This is a genomic window from Nocardia sp. CA-107356 (genome assembly GCF_050946365.1).
Classification (GTDB): domain Bacteria; phylum Actinomycetota; class Actinomycetes; order Mycobacteriales; family Mycobacteriaceae; genus Nocardia.
On the sequence record NZ_CP191992.1, the window covers coordinates 1,224,367 to 1,242,124 of the forward strand.

Consider the following 17,758-nt stretch of genomic DNA (forward strand, 5'->3'; position numbering starts at 1 on the left):
GCCGTGGCGAGCGGATGTTGTTGTGCCACATGGTGGTGGCGCGATAGTCCGTCGAGCGAGCGCTCGACCTGCGGCCACGGTTCCGTGTCGGCGCCGCCGCCGATGGCCGCAGCGAACGCTCGCCCAGAACGCGGACGGCGACTCACCACAGGGTGATCGGCAGCCAGAGGGCGGTCGTCGTCGCGTGGACCAGATTGCGCAAGGTCTCGGGTGAGTCGATGCGGTCGGGGTCCAGGCTGACGATGGCGAGGGTGTAGGTGTCGGCGATGCGGCACAGGTAGCCCGATAGGCGGGTGCGGGGGAGGTGGTCCGCGGTGAGGCCGGGATGGATTGCGCGGGCGGCGACGCCGGTGCAGCGATGCGGACCAAGGGCGCGCAGGGAGTCGGGGAGCGTTCCGATGTTGGAGCACAGGATATCTCGTTCACCAGCGCCTTTGGCCAGTGCGTAGGCCCAGCGGTCGGGCAGCACCTGCAGCAGTTCCTCCGGCATCCCGCCGGGGCCGGACATGCGGCGCTCGTAGGCGATTCGGGACTTCTCGCGGATCGTCGCGGGCGTATCGGCGCGATCGATGGTGATCTCGGTCATCGCCAGATCGTTATCGACGCGCGGATCGTCGCGGGTGTCGACCGGGAGGCTGGCATCGATGGTCACGCCGGGAAAGCCACTGGCCCACAGCATCTTCGCGATCAATGCGATGAAAAGGCTATTGGCCGTGCCGCCCTGTGCTGCGGCGGCCGACTCCCAGTCGGCCGCCGGACATTGCAATATGACGCTGGGCGTCTCCGTCCTACCGTGTCCGGAGGTCGAAACCCCGCGTTCGCGAGTCGATACCGCACGTGTGGGACGTTCCGGGATCCCACGGCGCAGCGCGCGAAAACTACCGTGCACAACGATCGACCACTGCCGCCATGCATCGGACCAATCCGATGTCGGAGCGCGGACCTCGGCTGCCTGGTCCATGCGGGCAGGTGCGCGCGCGCTATCGGACCGGTCTGATTCCCGTGCAGTGGACGTAACCGCAGAAGATGCAGTGGATTTCGCGAACGAACGCGTGGGCCGCGCAGTCGGCGCGGTCAAGCCCGTACCGCCGAGTGCATCGTCCACGGCGAGCACCAGCGCCCTACCGTCGGCGAGCACATGCGAACAGGTCAGCGCCACGATCGATCCACCATCGTCCAGTGCGGCGGCGGATAGTCGCCAACCCGGACCGTATTCGGGATCGAGGTCGGCGCCCTGCTGGTCGGCCCACGTGAGCAGATCCGCGTCAGCGATCGTGCCTTCGGTGAACTCGAGTGGATGCGCCCGGGTATTCGGCCGCCAGCTACGACGCGCGCCCGGTACCCGCGGCCGAATCACCCTGCGCCCCAACGGCCCGACGCGAAGTGCCGCGTGCACCCGCCGCAGCAGCTCCGGATCGACGCGGTCGGCCGTGCGCCACAACCCCTGTAGTGCGATCGGCGTGCCGAGCCCGCGATGCGTGCGCAGGAAGATCTCGTCGACGACGCTCAACCGCCCCGGCACCGTCGGGCTCGCCCCTCAGTTGCGCGCGCCGTGGCGGCCCGCACCAGCGGCGAATCGCTGGGCGCCGTCCAGGGCTCCGTTGGCGAGGGCGCTCAGACCGTGCTGGTATTCGTTGTGCAGGGCCGTCTGCTCGTCCATACCGTCCTGCTCCAGCAGCGACATCCGGTCCGAGCGCAGGCAGGTCTGCGGCAGTGCGGCCAGTTCGGCGGCGAGTTGTTCGGCGGCGCCGCGTGATTCGCCATTCGGCACCACGCGATTGACCAGTCCGATCTGCAGTGCCTCCGTCGCGGCGACGGCGCGGCCGGTGAGCACCATATCCATGGCGCGACCCGTGCCGATGATGCGCGGCAAGCGGATGGTGCCGCCGTCGATCAGCGGCACACCCCAGCGGCGGCAGAACACGCCGAATGTGCTGTCCTGCTCGGCAACTCGCATATCGCACCACAGCGCCAGCTCCAGCCCACCCGCGACCGCATATCCGGAGACGGCGGCGATCACCGGCTTGGACAGCCGCATTCGGGTCGGTCCCATCGGGCCGTCGCCGTCCTCGGTGACGTGATTGGAGCGCTCGGTGCCCAGCGCCTTCAGGTCGGCGCCCGCGCAGAAGGTGCCGCCGTCGCCCCACAGCACGGCGACTGCCGCGGTCGGGTCGGCATCGAATTCGCGGAATGCGTCGGCGAGGGCCGCGGCGGTCGGGCCGTCGACCGCGTTGCGTGCCTCGGGACGGTGCAGGATCACGGTAGTCACGGGCCCGTTGCGTTCGATTCGCACACTCACGAGCAAGACCATACGCGTCGAGACCGGCCTTGTGTGAAGAAATGAATATGTGGTTCACTTCTTGTGTGGCCTATCGCAGAACCCCCGCTGTCCAGGCCCGCCTCGATGCGCAGGCGGGGCTGATCGTGCAGGCAGCGACCAAAGTGCTGTCCCGCGAGGGCTACGCCGGGCTGTCCATGGCGGCGGTCGCCGCCGAGGCCGGATTGGCCACCGGAACGGTCTACAAGAACTTCAGCGGCAAGGCCGACCTGGTGAGCGCGGTATTCCGCAAGGTGGTCGCGCACGAGGTGACCGCGGTGGCAACCGCCGCTGCCGCCGGAACCGCCGTCGAGCGGGTGACCGCCGCGGTGGAGACCTTCGCGGGCCGGGCGCTGAAGAATCCGAAACTCGCCTACGTCCTGCTCGTCGAACCCGTCGATACCGCGGTCGACACCGAGCGACTGCACTTCCGCCGCGCCTTCGCCGAGGCCTTCGAATCCGCTGTCGCGGACGGGGTTTCGCGCGGCGAACTGCCCGCGCAGGATGCCAGGACCAGTGCCGCCGCGCTGGTCGGCGCCATCGGCGAGGTCCTGGTCGGCCCACTGGCCGACGCACCGCACAGCGAATCCGTTGTGCCCGAAATCATCAGTTTCGCGTTACGCGCGCTGGGTGTGCGCGATGAATCCCACTCAGGAGTGTCCGATGCCGACGCATGAAGTCTTCAACCAGGTTCCGAATATCGTGCCCTTCGATGTCTCGAAGAACCCGGCCCTGTTGGAGGGGCTGCACCGGGAAGGTGCGGGCTGGGCCGAGCCGGAAGTGCGCGAACTGGGCAGGCTGGCAGGCGGATTCGAAGCGCAGGAGTGGGGCCGCCTCGCCAACGAATACCCGCCCGTCCTGCACACTCACGATCGCTACGGCAACCGCATCGACGAGGTCGAGTTCCATCCGTACTGGCACGAACTCATGAAAGTCGCCGTCGCGCACGGACTGCACGGTTCGCCCTGGCTCGACGACCGGCCGGGCACCCACGCCGCCCGCGCGGCCAAGTTCTACACCTGGGGCGTGGCCGATGCCGGACATATGTGCCCGATCTCGATGACCTACGCCGTGGTGCCCGCGTTGCGCCACAATAAGCAACTCGCCGCCGTGTACGAACCGCTACTCGGTTCCCGCATTTACGATTTCGGCCTGCGCGAACCATCGACCAAGGCCGGTCTCATCGCGGGCATGTCGATGACCGAGAAGCAGGGCGGCTCCGACGTCCGTGCCAACACCACCACCGCGACACCGCAACCCGACGGCAGCTACCGCATCGTCGGCCACAAGTGGTTCACCTCGGCGCCCATGTCGGATATGTTCCTCACCCTGGCCCAGGCCCCCGGCGGCCTGTCCTGTTTCCTGCTGCCGCGCGTCCTGCCGGACGGCACCCGCAACCCCATTCGGATCCAACGCCTCAAGGACAAGCTCGGCAATAAGTCCAACGCGTCCTCGGAGATCGAATACGAGAACGCCACCGGCTGGCTGGTCGGCGCGGAGGGCGCGGGCGTCAAAACCATCATCGAAATGGTCAATATGACCCGCCTGGACTGTGTCATCGGCTCGGCCACCGGCATGCGCGTCGGCGCCGTCTACGCCGCCCATCACGCGCGGCACCGAGAAGTGTTCGGGGCCAAGCTGATCGACCAGCCCGCGATGCGCAACGTACTGGCCGACCTCGTCATCGAGTCCGACGCCGCGACCACGGTCATGATGCGCTTGGCCGGTGCCACCGACCGGGCGGGCACCGATCCCGCCGAGGCCGCATTGCGTCGAATCGCCTTGGCGGTCACCAAGTACTGGGTCTGTAAGCGCGCACCGTCGCATGCGGCCGAGGCCCTGGAATGCTTCGGCGGCAACGGCTATGCCGAGGAATCGGGTATGCCGCGCCTGTATCGCGAAGCCCCGCTCATGTCGATCTGGGAAGGCTCCGGCAATGTGGCCGCCCTGGATGCCCTGCGCGCCATGGGGCGCCAGCCCGAAACCGTGGAGGCATTCTTCAACGAAGTTTCCCTCGCCGCGGGCGCCGACCCCCGCCTCGACGACGCCATCTCCCGCCTGGGCAAGGAGTTGTCCGACCTCGACGAGATCGAATACCGCGCCCGCCGCGTCGTCGAACTCATGGCCCTCGTGCTGCAGGGTGCACAGTTGGTCCGCCACGGCCATCCGGCCGTAGCCGATGCCTTCTGCGCCACCCGCCTCGGCGACGACTGGGGCATCGCCTTCGGGACCCTGCCCACCGGCGTGGACACCGCCGCCATCATCGAACGCGCCCTCGTCTGATCGCGGCCGGGGCGGGAACCACTCGGCACGGTCAGCTGTCAGCGGGGTTCGTCGTCAGCGGGCCGGGGTGAGGGCGTTGGGCTGGTCGCGCCATTGACGTGGCGATAGACCGTGGTTGCGCCGGAACAGCCGGGTGAAGTAGCCCGGATCGGGAACGCCGACGCGGCGAGCGATCTCGCCGACCGGCAGATCGGTGTCGGCCAGTAGTCGGCGCGCCTCGGTCATCCGCCGTTCGGTGATCCACGCCTGCACGGTGCGCCCGGTGCGGCGGCGCACCACGGTGGTCAGGTGTCCCGGCGTCATGCCGACCGCATGCGCCACATCGCGCAGCGATAGCGGTGCGGTATGCCGCTGGTCGATCACATCGAACACCTCGGCGAGCAGCGGTTCCCCGCTGCGCCGTAGATCACCCACCACGTCGGCGGCCAGTCGTGCGAGGTCGATGAGCAGCAGCGTCAGATGTGCGGTCGCGGCCTCGCGATACCCCTCCTGCCGCTGTGTCAATTCCGAATCGATGGCAGCGATCGCGGTGTCCCACAACGGCCTTCGCATCTCCGGCACCGCCAACTCCAATACCCCACCCGACTGTTGATGCAGGAAGGGAAATAGCAGCGGATGTGCGCGCCAAGCCGGCCATGGCGCGCGTCCGGCATCGCCGAGCGTCGCGGGATCGAAGAACACTCCGACGGCGCCCTCGAAGTCGCGCATCGTGGTGCCCTCGAACTCGTGCACCGTGGCCTTCTCGATCACCTGGCCCGCCGCAACCACATAGACCACACCGGCCGGCTGGACATACAGCAGTACGGGGAATTCGTGAATATGCGGACTGCCTCGACCGGGCGCGCTGTGTGCATCGAACCGCATCAGTGATATCGGCGGCGTGACCTGGTCGGTCCGGTAGTCGTACACCGGAACACCGTGGCGGTGCCGGATCACGCGGGTGGCCTCGGTCATGAGACCGAAAATAGTCCCAATTCTGCCGATAATCACCCAATTCTGCTGCTCGTTGGGCGGGCACCATAAGAATTATGACCAAAGATCATCCACATTCCGTTGTTCGAGCCATGGGTAATCGGCACGATTACCTGCCGGCGGCGGGCCGTGACGCGCTGCTGCCCGGTTACGATCTGCTCACCCGGTTGCTCGGGATGTACACACTTCACGAAACACTCGTCGCGCAGGCCGAACTCGCGCCCGGCCATCGCGTCCTGGAAATCGGCTGCGGCACCGGAAATCTGACGATTCGCGCCAAACGCGCCCAACCCGCCGCCGAGCTGATCGGCTCCGATCCGGATCCGCTCGCACTCGCCCGTGCCGAACGAAAAGCGCGCGGGTTGAACGGAATTCGCTTCGAGCGCGCCTACGCCCAGGAACTGCCCTATGCGGAAGGGGAATTCGACCGGCTGCTCTCAGCAATGATGCTGCACCACTTGGACACCGATATCAAAACAGCGGCACTGGCCGAGGCGCTGCGCGTCCTGCGCCCCGGCGGCAGCCTGCACATTGTCGACGTCGGCGGTGTCGTCACGCCGGATGACGGCCTGGCCGCCCGGCTCCTGCTGCACAACGAGCACGCCGCCGACAACCTCGGCGACGGCATCCCCCAATTGCTGCGCGCCGTTGGCTTCGACAGTGCCGTAGTCGCCTCCCACCGCCACCGCCGTCTGGGGCGTGTCACCTTCTACCGCGCGATTCGCCCGATCTAACCGGTGACGCCCGATAGCGGCTGGAGCACCCGCTCGACGAGCGCGGTATCGCAGTGCTCGATCACCTCGGTGAGCCGACCGTTCGCCACCCGGAAGATGAAGCAGTAGGTCTGCTCGTACGGCTCGCCGCTGGTGGTCATGCCATGGCCGCGCACCTGCGCCACGACGCGGTCGTCTTCGGCGATGATGAAGTCGGCGGCGCTGCGGTATTCGGTGAACTGGGTCATCAGCGGCCGCAGGAGTTCGTTCAGCACAACGGCCTTCGGCTCCCAGGTGCGAGACCATGACCAGTTGCCCGGGAAGATCCAGCGGAAATCGTCGGTCATGGCCTCGGCCATCGCCCTGGTATTGCCTCGGGACATCTCCTCGAAGATCTGCTCGACCAGTTTCTTGTTCTCGGTTGCGCTCATACCTGCGACGCTAGGTAGCGTTGAGGCATGCGACAAGCGAGAGTCTTGCATGGTTGATATGAGTAGATCACATGGGTGAGTTCACCATCATCGGGTTGCGCGTGGTCCGGGCGGCCGCCCGGAGCGGGTCGTTCTCGACCGCCGCGGAAAACCTGGGCTATACGCAGTCGGCGGTGTCCCGGCAGATCGCGCTCATGGAACAGGCCGCGGGCCGGGCGTTGTTCGAGCGGCACGCACGGGGCGTCCAGACGACCGAGGCGGGACGGATCGTGCTGCGCCATGCCGAAACGGTGCTCGGCGGGCTCGGATCGGCCCGTCAGGAACTCGACGACCTCGCCGCGCGACCGCCCGCCACCCTGCGGGTCGGCGCATTCTCGACCGCCATGGCGGCGCTGGTGCCGAGGGCCATTGCCGCCACCGCGCCCCGGCTCGCGCGGGTGCCGCTGCGCGAAGGGACCAGTCCGCGGCTGCTGTCGGCGATCGCACGGGGGCGGCTGGACCTGGCGGTGGTGACCGAAATGCCGAATCTGCCCGCGGATACCGCGATCGAGCCACTCCTGAACGACCCACTGCTCATCGCGGTACCGCCCGACCATGCGCTGGCGGACCAAGTGAGCGTCACGCCTGCGCAACTGCGCGGTGCGCGCTGGATCGCGGGCAGCGCCGAGCCGAGCAGCACCTTGCTCGGCGCCTGGTCAGATGCCACCTGGGAGCCGGAGATCGCATTTGTCGCACGCGATTGGTTCGCCAAACTCGGGCTGGTCGCGGCGGGTCTCGGCATTACCGTCGTCCCCGGAATCGCGGTGCCGGTACTACCGCCGGGCATCGCGCTGGTTCGCATCGATCATCCCGCCGCGGTGCGAACTACACAGGTCATCTATCGCCGCGAGATCTCGGCGACGCCGGGACAGATCTTCATCGAAGCCCTGCGCGACGCCGCCGCCCACCTTGCCGCCGAAGTCCGGCACCGACTTCGATAGCCGACTTACATAGCCACACGCGCAAATTCACGGCGGACGGACTCAGCCTGAGTAGGGTGATTTCGATGACACGGACTTCCGTCGAAATGCCGCTGCGCTCGCTCGTCGAGCATCTGCGGATCCGGGCGGCGGGGTGCACCCGGCGGTACGTGCTCGGCATCGCGGGGCCGCCGGGCGCGGGTAAATCCACGCTGTCCAAGGCCATTCGCGACGAACTGAACAATCGCGCCGGTCGGGTGAGCACCGAGATCGCGCCGATGGACGGCTTCCACCTACCCAATGCCGTCCTGCGGGCGACCGACGATCTGGAGCACAAGGGCGAACCACACACCTTCGACGTCGCCGCCTACCTCGAAGCCCTGCGCCGCCTACGCGATACCCGGATCGGCGAGCCGGTGCCATGGCCGACCTTCGACCGAGCCATCGAGGAGCCGACCCCGGCCGGTGTCGTCTTCGATCGGCACGAGATCGCGATCACCGAGGGCAATTACCTCCTGCTCGACGACGGTGCCTGGTCGGGCGTGCGCGAACTGCTCGACGAGGTCTGGTACCTGGACGTGGAACGCGAGGTGATCGAACAACGCCTGCTGCGCCGCCACATCCGTGGCGGCCGAACCGCGGACGCCGCGAAAATCAAGGTGCACGACAGCGATCTGCGCAATGCCGACCTGATCGCGGGCACCCGGAACCGCGCAGACCTGGTGCTGCGTCAGCGCGGCGGGCGCTACTACGCCGCCGAAGGCTGACACTCGGCGCGTACTGCCGCTCGATACCGTCGCCGACCCGATCACGGACGGATCGAGCAGGCTCGGCGAATCTCCGGTCGCGCGCACGCCCGGATGGCCACCATGGTCCCTGCTCGCGCTCGTCACCCACGAGCATCACCCGCAGCCTCGCGACGGCCGCCAAGACTCCGCGTCGCTGAATCCCGCTGGGAGTGACATGATCTCGCTCGAGAAATTCGTATCGGAATATCGGGGAGCAAGCGGGATGTGGGAGTACGAATACAGCGCCGAGACGGCGGTCGCGTCCGAGGCGCTGTGGCGGTGCTGGTCGGATATGGAGGCCTGGCCCGAGTGGAACGACGGGCTCGACGAGATCGAGATCGATGGGCCGTTCGAGGTCGGCACCGCGTTCACGATGACGCTGCCCGGCGGCGATACGGTGCGGCTGCGCCTGGTGGAGATCGAACCCGGCGAGCTGTTCACCGATGAAATGGACGGCGGCGACTTCACCGTGGTCACCGAACACCGTTTGGAGTCCGCGGGCGATGGGCTGACCCGCGTAGTCTACCGGACCGAGATCATCGGCGATGCCGCCGATGCCGTCGGCCCCGAAATCGGTCCGGATATCACCGCCGACTTTCCCGATGTCGTTGCCGCCCTGATCAAGACGGCACAGGCACTGGGCTGATCGGGTTGGTGGCCGATCGATCCGGTCGGCCACCAGATATCAGCGGTGCTCGCGGTACCAGCCGATGAGAGCGTCGGTGGACGAGTCGCCTTGGGACGGCGGCTCTTGCGCGGAGGTCAGCAGCGGGGCAAGCGCGAGCGCCTGCTGCTTGCCGAGTTCGACACCCCACTGGTCGAAGCTATCGATACCCCAAATGGTGCCCTCGACGAAGACCTGGTGTTCGTAGAGTGCGATCAGCTGACCGACGGCAGTCGGGGTCAGCTGCGGCGCGAGAATGGTCGTGCTCGGCCGATTCCCCGGCATCACCTTGTGCGGTACCACCTTCGGGTCGGTGCCCTCGGCCAGGATCTCGTCGGCGGTCTTGCCGAAGGCGAGCACCTTGGTCTGCGCGAACAGATTGCTCATCAGGATGTCGTGCATGCTGCCGGTGCCGTCGCGGGTGGGCAGATCATCGGTGGGACGAGCGAATCCGATGAAATCGGCGGGGATCAGCCGGGTGCCCTGGTGCAGCAGTTGGTAGAACGCGTGCTGGCCGTTGGTTCCCGGTTCGCCCCAGAAGATTTCGCCGGTCGAGGTGGTCACCGGCGTACCGTCCGCGCGCACCGACTTGCCGTTGGACTCCATCGTCAGCTGCTGCAGATAGGCCGGAAAACGCGCCAGATCGTTCGAATAGGGCAGCACCGCCCGCGATTGCGCACCGAAGAAGTTCGAGTACCAGACGCCGAGCAGACCGAGCAGCACCGGCCCGTTCTCGGCCAGCGGCGCGGTCACGAAATGCCGGTCGACGGTATGCATTCCGGCCAGGAACTCGCCGAAGCGCTCCTTGCCGATGGTCGCCATCACCGATAGGCCGATGGCCGAATCCACCGAGTAGCGGCCACCGACCCAATCCCAGAAGCCGAACATATTCGCGGTGTCGATGCCGAATTCGGCGACCCGCTCGGCGTTGGTCGAGACGGCCACGAAATGCTTGGCGACGGCCTCCTCGCCTAGCGCGGCGACCAGCCAGCGCCGGGCGGCGGTGGCATTGGTCAGCGTCTCCAGCGTCGAGAACGTCTTGGAGGCAACGATGAACAGCGTGGTCGCCGGGTCGAGTCCGTCGAGTTTCGCGACCAGATCGGCCGGGTCGACATTCGAGACGAAACGGGCGCCGACTCCGGCATCGGCGTAGTGCCGCAGTGCCCGGTGCACCATATCCGGGCCGAGGTCCGAGCCGCCGATGCCGATATTCACCACGGTGCCGATGCGTTCGCCGGTGGCGCCGCGCCACGCGCCGGAGCGCACCGCGTCGGTGAATTCACCCATCCGCCGTAGCACTTCGCGCACCTCGGCGCCCGCGTCGGCGTCGTCCACGATGACCGACTCGCCCTCGGGTAGCCGTAGCGCGATATGTTCGACCGCGCGGTCCTCCGAGGTGTTGATGTGGTCGCCGCGGAACATCGCGTCGCGCCGCTCGGCCAGACCGGCCTCGTGCGCCAATTCGACCAGCAGATGCAGGGTTTCCCGCGTGACGCGATGCTTGCTGTAGTCGATGTGCAGATCGCCGACCTGCACGATCAGCTCGCGGCCGCGGTCGGGATCCTCGGCGAAGAACTCCCGCAGGTGTCGTCCGGCGACGGCGCTGTGGTGCTCGTGCAGTTTCCGCCAGGCCGCCGATGCGGTGATGTCGCTGCTCACGTCCGCGAGATTACAAGCACTCGATCGGGTGTGCAGGCAAGGACCGCATACTTTCGCCGATGTTGTCCTTGATTTCGCATCGATGAGTCGAGGGTGGTGCGCGAGCGCGCGGCCTAGGCTGGGCCCATGGTGTCCGAACGTGAAGTACTCCAATCCGTACCGACGCAGCTGTGGATCGGCGGTCCCGTCGACGCCACCGGGGGCGGCACCTTCGCGGTGCACAATCCGGCCGATGGGCAGGTGCTGACCCAGGTCGCCGATGCCACGCCGGAAGACGCGGTGCGTGCACTGGATGCCGCCGCCGCGGTGCAGGCCGAGTGGGCGGCCACGCCGTCACGTGAACGCGGCGAAATCCTGCGCAGAGTCTTCGACAAGCTGACCGCACGCGCCGAGGAATTCGCGCTGCTGATGACCCTGGAGATGGGTAAGGCGCTGCCGGAGAGCCGCAACGAGGTGCGCTATGGCGCCGAATTCTTCCGCTGGTTCAGTGAGGAGGCGGTTCGCGTGCACGGGCGTTATCTGCACGCGCCGTCCGGCGCCGGGCGGATCATGGTGCACAAGCAGCCGGTCGGGCCGTGTCTGGCCATCACACCGTGGAACTTCCCGCTGGCCATGGGCACCCGCAAGATCGGCCCCGCGCTGGCCGCTGGCTGCACGATGATCGTCAAACCTGCCTCGGCGACCCCGTTGAGCATGCTGGCGCTGGCCAAGCTGTGCAGCGAGGCGGGTCTGCCGGACGGGGTGCTCTCGGTGATCACCTCCAGCCGCTCCGGTGCCGTGACACAGCCGCTGTTGGATGATCCGCGCCTGCGCAAGCTCACCTTCACCGGCTCCACCGAGGTCGGCAAGAAGCTGGTGGAGAAGTCGGCGAACGGACTGTTGCGCACCTCGATGGAACTCGGCGGCAACGCACCGTTCGTGGTCTTCGACGATGCCGATATCGACGCCGCGGTACAGGGCGCGATGCTGGCCAAACTGCGCAACGGCGGCGAGGCATGTACCGCGGCCAACCGCTTCCACGTGCAGAACGGTGTGCTGGAGGAGTTCACCACCAAATTCGTCGAGGCGATGTCGAGCAGCGTGACGCTCGGCCCCGGCTCCGATCCGAACACCACCCTTGGCCCGCTGATCAACGAGGAACAGCTCAACACGGTCAGCGAACTGGTCGACGACGCGGTCGCGGTCGGCGCGCAGGTCCGTCTGGGCGGCAAAGCGCCCGGCGGTCCGGGCTGGTTCTACCCCGCGACCATCCTCAGCGAGGTTCCCACGAATGCTCGGATCTTGCGGGAGGAGGTCTTCGGCCCCGTCGCCCCGATCGTCGGCTTCGAGACCGACGCCGAAGGTCTGGCCGCCGCCAACAACACCGAATTCGGCCTCGTCAGCTACGTCTACACCCGCGACCTGGACCGTGCACTGCGCATCGCCGAGGGCCTGGAATCCGGCATGGTGGGCGTCAACCGCGGCGTAATCTCCGATCCGGCAGCGCCTTTCGGCGGTGTCAAGGCGTCGGGCTTCGGCCGCGAGGGCGGTATCGAGGGTATCGAGGAGTACCTGTCCACCAAGTACATCGCCCTCACCTGACCCGGACATGAAAACGACCGCCCCGGGGGTCTGAACACCCGGGGCGGCCATGGGGAGGCGACGGTCTCGCGATCGCCGCGTGGTCTTGGTTGGGCCGCGAGTTGCGGCCGGAGATGCGCCTCTAGTGGCCGAGTCGGCCGCGGCCGAGGCGCAGCAGCAGCATAGCGAGGGTGTGGCCCTCCTGGCCGAGTTCGCTGAAACGCTCCAGCACCTTCATCTCACGACTGTGCACGAGGCGGGGGCCGCCGGAGGCCATCCGGGTGCGACCGATGATCCGGGAGATCTCGGTGCGGCGCTTGATGGCGGCGAGGATTTCCGCGTCGAGCTGGTCGATCTCCTTGCGGAGCTTGTCGATCTCGGCCTCGGTAGGGGGCAGAGTCGAGTCGGACCCGGTCGTCGTGGAAGGGGTGCTCATCATTCATCTCCTCGTGTCAGAACATCGATCGGCGGGCAAGCCGAGCTCGTTACCGATCGGTTCCTTCACCGTGTAGAACAAACCTGGTGGGCCTTGCAATCTTCCCTCCCGGGCGGCGCGCTCAGGTACAAAGTCCGCGTTCGCAATATCCGGCTGTTAGCCGAATCGGATACATCGCGGTCGCGCAGATCATGTGGCCAGTCTGCCACGGGGCCCAAGCAATGCAAAACACTTCATTTTGTGAATCTGCTGAGAGGGTGGGCACATTAGCCGCGGCCACGCTGACCCGGCCCAGTTCATCGGCCGTTCGTCGCATGGTCGCCGAATCGACACCGATGCCGACCGGGACTTCATCTCTGTCGGTGCCCGCCGGTAGCGTGGATGGACGATGGACATCACGGTGGCTCCCAAGACGCAGGCCGGGCGGACTCGGCACCAGGATTCGGCCCAGAAACCGCAGGTCGACGCTGCTCGTACCGAGGAGATGGGTGATTCTGCCGTGCCGACTGTGGCGGGTGGCTCGGAACACACCGGCGCGGACGCGCTACCGCGTGTCGTCGAGGACAAGCATCGTGTCGAACAAGAAAAACGCCGCGCCGAACGCGAGCAGCGCCGCGCGGAAGAGGCCGAACGACTGCTCGATGGCCTCAACCCGCAGCAGCGCGCGGCGGTCGTGCACACCGGGGCGCCGCTGCTGATCGTCGCGGGCGCGGGTTCGGGCAAGACCGCCGTGCTGACCCGGCGCATCGCCTATCTGCTGGCCGCCCGCGGGGTGACGCCGGGGCAGGTCCTTGCCATCACCTTCACCAATAAGGCCGCCGCCGAAATGCGCGAGCGGGTCATCGGCCTGGTCGGACCGCGTGCGAACAACATGTGGGTCTCGACCTTCCACTCCAGCTGCGTCCGCATCCTGCGCATGCAGGCGGCGCTGCTGCCCGGGCTGAATTCGAATTTCTCCATCTACGACGCCGACGATTCCCGGCGGTTGCTCACCATGATCAGCCGAGACTTCGATATCGACGTCAAGAAATATTCGGCGCGATTGCTGGCCACCGCCATCTCGAATTTGAAGAACGAGCTCATCGGCCCGGAACAGGCCACCGCCGATGCCGAAACCGACGACACCGAACTGCCCGGACTCGTCGCCCGCGTGTACACCGAATACCAGCGCCGGTTGCGTTCGGCGAACGCATTCGACTTCGATGATCTGATCGGCGAAACGGTAGCGCTGCTGCAACACCATCCGCAGGTCGCCGAATACTACCGGCGCCGGTTCCGGCACGTGTTGGTCGACGAGTACCAAGACACCAACCACGCCCAGTACATCCTGGTCCGCGAGCTGGTCGGGCATCACACGCAGGACAGATCCGAAGACGCGGTCGCGCCGAGTGAACTGTGTGTAGTGGGTGATGCGGACCAGTCCATCTACGCCTTCCGCGGCGCGACCATCCGCAATATCGAGGAATTCGAACGCGACTTCCCGGATGCCGAAACCATCCTGCTGGAACAGAACTATCGCTCTACCCAGCACATTCTCTCCGCCGCCAACGCGGTGATATCGCGCAACGAGAACCGTCGTGACAAGCGGCTGTGGACCGATTCCGGTGAGGGCGATCTGATCACCGGCTACGTCGCCGACAACGAGCACGACGAGGCTTCGTTCGTAGCTCGGGAGATCGACCGGCTGGTGGACGCGGGCGATGCCAACTACAGCGATGTCGCGGTGTTCTACCGCACCAACAACAACTCCCGCGCGCTGGAAGAGATCTTCATTCGAATGGGGCTGCCGTACAAGGTGGTCGGCGGCGTGCGCTTCTACGAGCGCAAGGAGGTGCGCGATATCGTCGCGTACCTGCGTGTGCTCGACAATCCCGACGATACGGTGAGCCTGCGCCGCATCCTCAACACCCCGCGCCGGGGTATCGGCGATCGAGCCGAGGCCTGTGTTGCGGTGCACGCCGAGCAGCGGGGGATCGGTTTCGCCGAGGCGCTGCGCGATGCCGCCGACGGCACAGTGGCGCTACTGAATACCCGTGCGCAGCGCGCGATCGCCGGATTCCTCGACCTGCTGGCGGAGGTCAGGGCGGCCGGCGCGCAGGCCGATCAGGATTTCCCCGACCTCGGCAATATGGTCGACGCGGTGCTGGACCGCACCGGCTACCGGGCCGAACTGGAGGGCTCCGACGACCCACAGGACGGCGCCCGGCTCGACAACTTGAACGAATTGGTCAGCGTCGCACGGGAATTCAGCTCCGAGGCGTACAACAACGCAGAGGCTGCCCGGCAGGAGGGCCTGGTGCCCGAGGCCGCCGAGGGCGAACCCGACCCGGGTTCGCTGGCCGCCTTCCTGGAACGGGTCTCGCTGGTGGCCGATAGCGACCAGTTGCCCGACGAGGGCACCGGCGTGGTCACGATGATGACGCTGCACACCGCCAAGGGCCTGGAATTCCCGGTCGTCTTCGTCACCGGTTGGGAGGACGGCCAGTTCCCGCATATGCGCGCGCTCGGCGATCCGACCGAACTGGCCGAGGAACGCCGCCTCGCCTACGTCGGTATCACCCGGGCCAGGCAGCGGCTCTACGTCAGCCGCGCGGTGGTCCGCTCCGGCTGGGGGCAGCCGGTCTCGAATCCGGAGTCGCGCTTCCTACAGGAGATCCCGGCCCACCTCATCGACTGGAAGCGGTTGGAGCCCAAGGGGTCGCCGTTGACACGCGGTATCCGCCGCCGCGGCGACGATGACGGCCTGGAACACGACTGGACCCGCGACGGCTGGAATCAGCAGCGGCCGGGCGTCAGCGACCGTGGCCCGCGCCGCCCCGCTCCCGGCGGCGCAACCCGCAACAACGCCAATCTCGTACTGGCTGTCGGCGATCGAGTCAGCGACGACAAATACGGCCTCGGCCGGGTAGTCGCCGCCGAAGGCTTCGGCCCCTTGGCCACGGTCACCATCGACTTCGGCACCGCAGGCAAAATCCGCCTCATCCCCCAATACAGCCGCACCCTGATCAAGCTCTGAATCACCCCGATCCGGCGGGCGCTCAGTCGCGTTCGAAGCCCAGGCTGATGCCTCGGGTGGCGAGCCAGGGCAGCGGGTCGATGCGGTCGGTGCCGTTGAGCCAGACTTCGAAGTGGCAGTGCGGGCCGGTGGATTCACCTCGATTGCCGACCGTCGCGATCTCGTCACCCGCGAGCACATACTGGCCCACCGACACCACGGCGGTATTGATGTGGCCGTACACGGTGATGGTGCCGTCGTCGCCGCGCACCCGTACCCACATGCCGAATCCGGCAGCTGGGCCCGCATCGATGATGGTGCCGTCCTCGACCGCGTAGATCGGCGTACCGATGGGTGCGGCGATGTCGACACCGGCGTGCAGCACACCCCAGCGCTGGCCGAATCCGGATGTGAAAGTGCCCGAGGCGAATTTGGTGAACAGCGGCCGCAGCTTCGCATCCGCCTCCGCCGCCATATCCTCGGCGAACTTACTGCCGTTCTGCAACACATCGCCGTACTGCTCGAGGTCGGTCGGTGTCGCGATATCGAGAAGTTCCGGTGTCGTGGGAAGGTCTGCGCTCAACGGCTCTATGGCCTGCTGCTGCCCGACGGCCTGGATTTCGGCTGTGTCCGGTGCTTTCTCAGGGGCCGCCAGATTCTGTCCCGCAGCGACAATCGCCCCCGCCGCAACCGCAATAGCCGCCGCCCGTCCCCGCAGCCCACTCGGCGGCGCGGGCAGCCGATGCGCACCGCGCCGAGGCTTCGCCCGCCCCGGTCGGTTCGACGAGTCAGCGGGGATGTCCGCGCGCTCCACCGTGGCCCGCGCGTCGACCTCCCCTACAGCCCTGCCGCTCCCGGAACCCCACGCGTCGCTGGTGTTTCCAGTGTCGGTGTCCCAAGCGTTGTGGATGCCTCCGGAGCCGCTGTGCCACGGGGCGTCACCGCTGACGGGCCCGGTCTTCCATGCGTCACTGGTGCTTCGGGGCTCAGCGGCCGGTGTATCGCGGGTGCTGTGCGGGTCGGGGTTCCAGGGGTCGTGGGGTTGTCCGGGGTCGGGGTTCCAGGCGTTGTGGGGTTGTCCGGGGTCGGGGTTCCACGCGTTGTGGGGGTGCCCAGGGTCGGGGTTCCACGCGTCGCTGGAGTATCCGGAGTCGGTGTCCCAGGCATTGTGGGAGTGTCCGGAGTCGGTGTACCAGGCGTCGCCGCTACTTTCGGGGTCAGTGCGCCAAGCGTCGCGGGGTGCACTGAGGTCGGTGTCCCGTCTGTCGCGAGTGCTGCGGGGGTCGGCATTCCATGCGTCGCTGACGCTGGGGGTTTCTACCGCGCTGTTGGTGTTTCCGGAGTCGGTGCCCCATGCATTGCCGGTGCTTCCGAAATCGCCTTCGCTCCAGGCAGTGTCGTGATTCAGTGCGGCGCTGTGGTTCTGGGTGGCGTAGTGGTTGTAATTCGGGTTCACGTGATCATCGCGGCCGTTATCGATGCCGTGCCAGCTGTTGTAGCCCTCGTCGTAGAGCTGGCTTCCGCCATCACGCTGACCCTCGCCGTAGCCCCGGCTCTTGCGGTAATCCTGACTCTCGGCGTGACCCTGGCTCCAGCCATAACCCTGGCTCCAGCCATAGCCCTGGCTGTTGTCGTAACCCTGGCTGTTGTCGTAACCCGGGCTGCTGTAACCCAGACGCCTGTCGTAGCTCTCAGCGCCATCGTCGAACGGCGGAACCGCTTGCGGCCAAGGATCTCCCACTCGCCAGAATTCGACATTGCCGGGCACTTGGGAGGGTTGCTGAGAATTGTCTAGATAATGCTGAATCGGTACGCCGCGTCCCGCGGAACCGTCCGGATGTCCCTGCCTCATCGCTGCGACCGCATCACACCGCTACAGCATCCGAAATGTTCTAAAAGTTCGAAAGTTCCTGGCCTTCGGATGTCGAGCCATGCGTTCAGGATGTTCGCAACGCGCATTCAGGTTCTCATCCTCCGGTCA

15 protein-coding genes are annotated in these 17,758 nt (G+C 66.8%); 8 read left to right on the top strand and 7 right to left on the bottom strand.

Annotated elements, in window-relative coordinates; all coding sequences use genetic code 11:
• Positions 1-142: 142 nt before the first annotated feature.
• Entirely contained in the window at positions 143-1,510 is a 1,368-nt protein-coding gene (locus ACQP1G_RS05535) for a hypothetical protein (protein WP_433198997.1), read from the bottom strand.
• Positions 1,511-1,537: 27 nt separating this feature from the next.
• Positions 1,538-2,299 carry a crotonase/enoyl-CoA hydratase family protein gene (locus ACQP1G_RS05540; RefSeq protein ID WP_433198999.1) on the bottom strand — a complete coding sequence of 254 codons (762 nt, stop codon included), beginning with the start codon at positions 2,297-2,299 and terminating at the stop codon, positions 1,538-1,540.
• Between the two features lie 65 nt (positions 2,300-2,364).
• Between ACQP1G_RS05540 and ACQP1G_RS05545 the strand changes: the two genes are divergently transcribed.
• Together ACQP1G_RS05545 and ACQP1G_RS05550 are read left to right on the top strand one after the other, a co-directional pair.
• Complete coding sequence (locus ACQP1G_RS05545; RefSeq protein ID WP_433199001.1) at positions 2,365-2,994, top strand: TetR/AcrR family transcriptional regulator; 630 nt, start codon at positions 2,365-2,367, stop codon at positions 2,992-2,994.
• Positions 2,981-4,600 carry an acyl-CoA dehydrogenase family protein gene (locus ACQP1G_RS05550; RefSeq protein WP_433199003.1) on the top strand — a complete coding sequence of 540 codons (1,620 nt, stop codon included), beginning with the start codon at positions 2,981-2,983 and terminating at the stop codon, positions 4,598-4,600. Before ACQP1G_RS05545 ends, ACQP1G_RS05550 begins: the two co-directional genes overlap by 14 nt.
• Before the next feature lie 54 nt (positions 4,601-4,654).
• On the opposite strand, the gene ACQP1G_RS05555 is transcribed toward ACQP1G_RS05550, so the two are convergent.
• A complete protein-coding gene (locus ACQP1G_RS05555; RefSeq protein ID WP_433199005.1) occupies positions 4,655-5,554 on the bottom strand; it encodes a helix-turn-helix transcriptional regulator in 900 nt (299 codons plus the stop codon).
• A 74-nt stretch (positions 5,555-5,628) separates the two neighbouring features.
• Between ACQP1G_RS05555 and ACQP1G_RS05560 the strand changes: the two genes are divergently transcribed.
• The gene (locus tag ACQP1G_RS05560; protein WP_433199007.1) at positions 5,629-6,306 is read left to right on the top strand and encodes a class I SAM-dependent methyltransferase; all 678 of its coding nucleotides are present in this window, start codon (positions 5,629-5,631) and stop codon (positions 6,304-6,306) included.
• Here ACQP1G_RS05560 and ACQP1G_RS05565 read toward each other — a convergent pair.
• Entirely contained in the window at positions 6,303-6,716 is a 414-nt protein-coding gene (locus ACQP1G_RS05565) for a nuclear transport factor 2 family protein (protein ID WP_433199009.1), read from the bottom strand. The genes ACQP1G_RS05560 and ACQP1G_RS05565 overlap by 4 nt on opposite strands.
• Before the next feature lie 71 nt (positions 6,717-6,787).
• On the opposite strand from ACQP1G_RS05565, the gene ACQP1G_RS05570 reads away from it, so the two are divergent.
• The 3 genes from ACQP1G_RS05570 to ACQP1G_RS05580 all read left to right on the top strand — a co-directional run bounded on the left by ACQP1G_RS05570 (position 6,788) and on the right by ACQP1G_RS05580 (position 9,109).
• Positions 6,788-7,696, top strand: coding sequence for a LysR family transcriptional regulator (locus ACQP1G_RS05570; RefSeq protein WP_433199011.1), 909 nt, complete (start codon positions 6,788-6,790; stop codon positions 7,694-7,696).
• A 65-nt stretch (positions 7,697-7,761) separates the two neighbouring features.
• Positions 7,762-8,442 (top strand): nucleoside/nucleotide kinase family protein, encoded by a 681-nt coding sequence (locus tag ACQP1G_RS05575; RefSeq protein WP_433199013.1) that lies wholly within the window; start codon positions 7,762-7,764, stop codon positions 8,440-8,442.
• Between the two features lie 196 nt (positions 8,443-8,638).
• Positions 8,639-9,109, top strand: coding sequence for an SRPBCC family protein (locus tag ACQP1G_RS05580; RefSeq protein WP_433199015.1), 471 nt, complete (start codon positions 8,639-8,641; stop codon positions 9,107-9,109).
• Between the two features lie 39 nt (positions 9,110-9,148).
• Here ACQP1G_RS05580 and pgi read toward each other — a convergent pair whose 3' ends face one another.
• On the bottom strand, positions 9,149-10,786 hold the full coding sequence (pgi, locus tag ACQP1G_RS05585) for a glucose-6-phosphate isomerase (protein ID WP_433199017.1): 1,638 nt from the start codon (positions 10,784-10,786) through the stop codon (positions 9,149-9,151).
• Between the two features lie 126 nt (positions 10,787-10,912).
• Here pgi and ACQP1G_RS05590 point away from each other — a divergent pair, with 126 nt between their 5' ends.
• Entirely contained in the window at positions 10,913-12,367 is a 1,455-nt protein-coding gene (locus ACQP1G_RS05590) for an NAD-dependent succinate-semialdehyde dehydrogenase (RefSeq protein ID WP_433199019.1), read from the top strand.
• Positions 12,368-12,488: 121 nt separating this feature from the next.
• On the opposite strand, the gene ACQP1G_RS05595 is transcribed toward ACQP1G_RS05590, so the two are convergent.
• Entirely contained in the window at positions 12,489-12,782 is a 294-nt protein-coding gene (locus tag ACQP1G_RS05595; protein ID WP_433208181.1) for a chorismate mutase, read from the bottom strand.
• Positions 12,783-13,170: 388 nt separating this feature from the next.
• Between ACQP1G_RS05595 and ACQP1G_RS05600 the strand changes: the two genes are divergently transcribed.
• On the top strand, positions 13,171-15,798 hold the full coding sequence (locus ACQP1G_RS05600; protein ID WP_433199021.1) for a UvrD-helicase domain-containing protein: 2,628 nt from the start codon (positions 13,171-13,173) through the stop codon (positions 15,796-15,798).
• 22 nt (positions 15,799-15,820) lie between these two features.
• On the opposite strand, the gene ACQP1G_RS05605 is transcribed toward ACQP1G_RS05600, so the two are convergent.
• Positions 15,821-17,518, bottom strand: coding sequence for a peptidoglycan DD-metalloendopeptidase family protein (locus ACQP1G_RS05605; RefSeq protein WP_433199023.1), 1,698 nt, complete (start codon positions 17,516-17,518; stop codon positions 15,821-15,823).
• Positions 17,519-17,758: the final 240 nt, after the last annotated feature.

Bases quoted from the DNA above. Each gene is read 5' to 3' on its own strand.
- ACQP1G_RS05560 (WP_433199007.1), top strand. From the start codon at position 5,629: ATGACCAAAGATCATCCACATTCCGTTGTTCGAGCCATGGGTAATCGG.
- ACQP1G_RS05555 (WP_433199005.1), bottom strand. From the start codon at position 5,554: ATGACCGAGGCCACCCGCGTGATCCGGCACCGCCACGGTGTTCCGGTG.
- ACQP1G_RS05565 (WP_433199009.1), bottom strand. From the start codon at position 6,716: ATGAGCGCAACCGAGAACAAGAAACTGGTCGAGCAGATCTTCGAGGAG.
- ACQP1G_RS05595 (WP_433208181.1), bottom strand. From the start codon at position 12,782: ATGAGCACCCCTTCCACGACGACCGGGTCCGACTCGACTCTGCCCCCT.
- ACQP1G_RS05590 (WP_433199019.1), top strand. From the start codon at position 10,913: ATGGTGTCCGAACGTGAAGTACTCCAATCCGTACCGACGCAGCTGTGG.
- ACQP1G_RS05550 (WP_433199003.1), top strand. From the start codon at position 2,981: ATGCCGACGCATGAAGTCTTCAACCAGGTTCCGAATATCGTGCCCTTC.
- ACQP1G_RS05570 (WP_433199011.1), top strand. From the start codon at position 6,788: ATGGGTGAGTTCACCATCATCGGGTTGCGCGTGGTCCGGGCGGCCGCC.
- ACQP1G_RS05575 (WP_433199013.1), top strand. From the start codon at position 7,762: ATGACACGGACTTCCGTCGAAATGCCGCTGCGCTCGCTCGTCGAGCAT.
- ACQP1G_RS05600 (WP_433199021.1), top strand. From the start codon at position 13,171: ATGGACATCACGGTGGCTCCCAAGACGCAGGCCGGGCGGACTCGGCAC.
- ACQP1G_RS05580 (WP_433199015.1), top strand. From the start codon at position 8,639: ATGATCTCGCTCGAGAAATTCGTATCGGAATATCGGGGAGCAAGCGGG.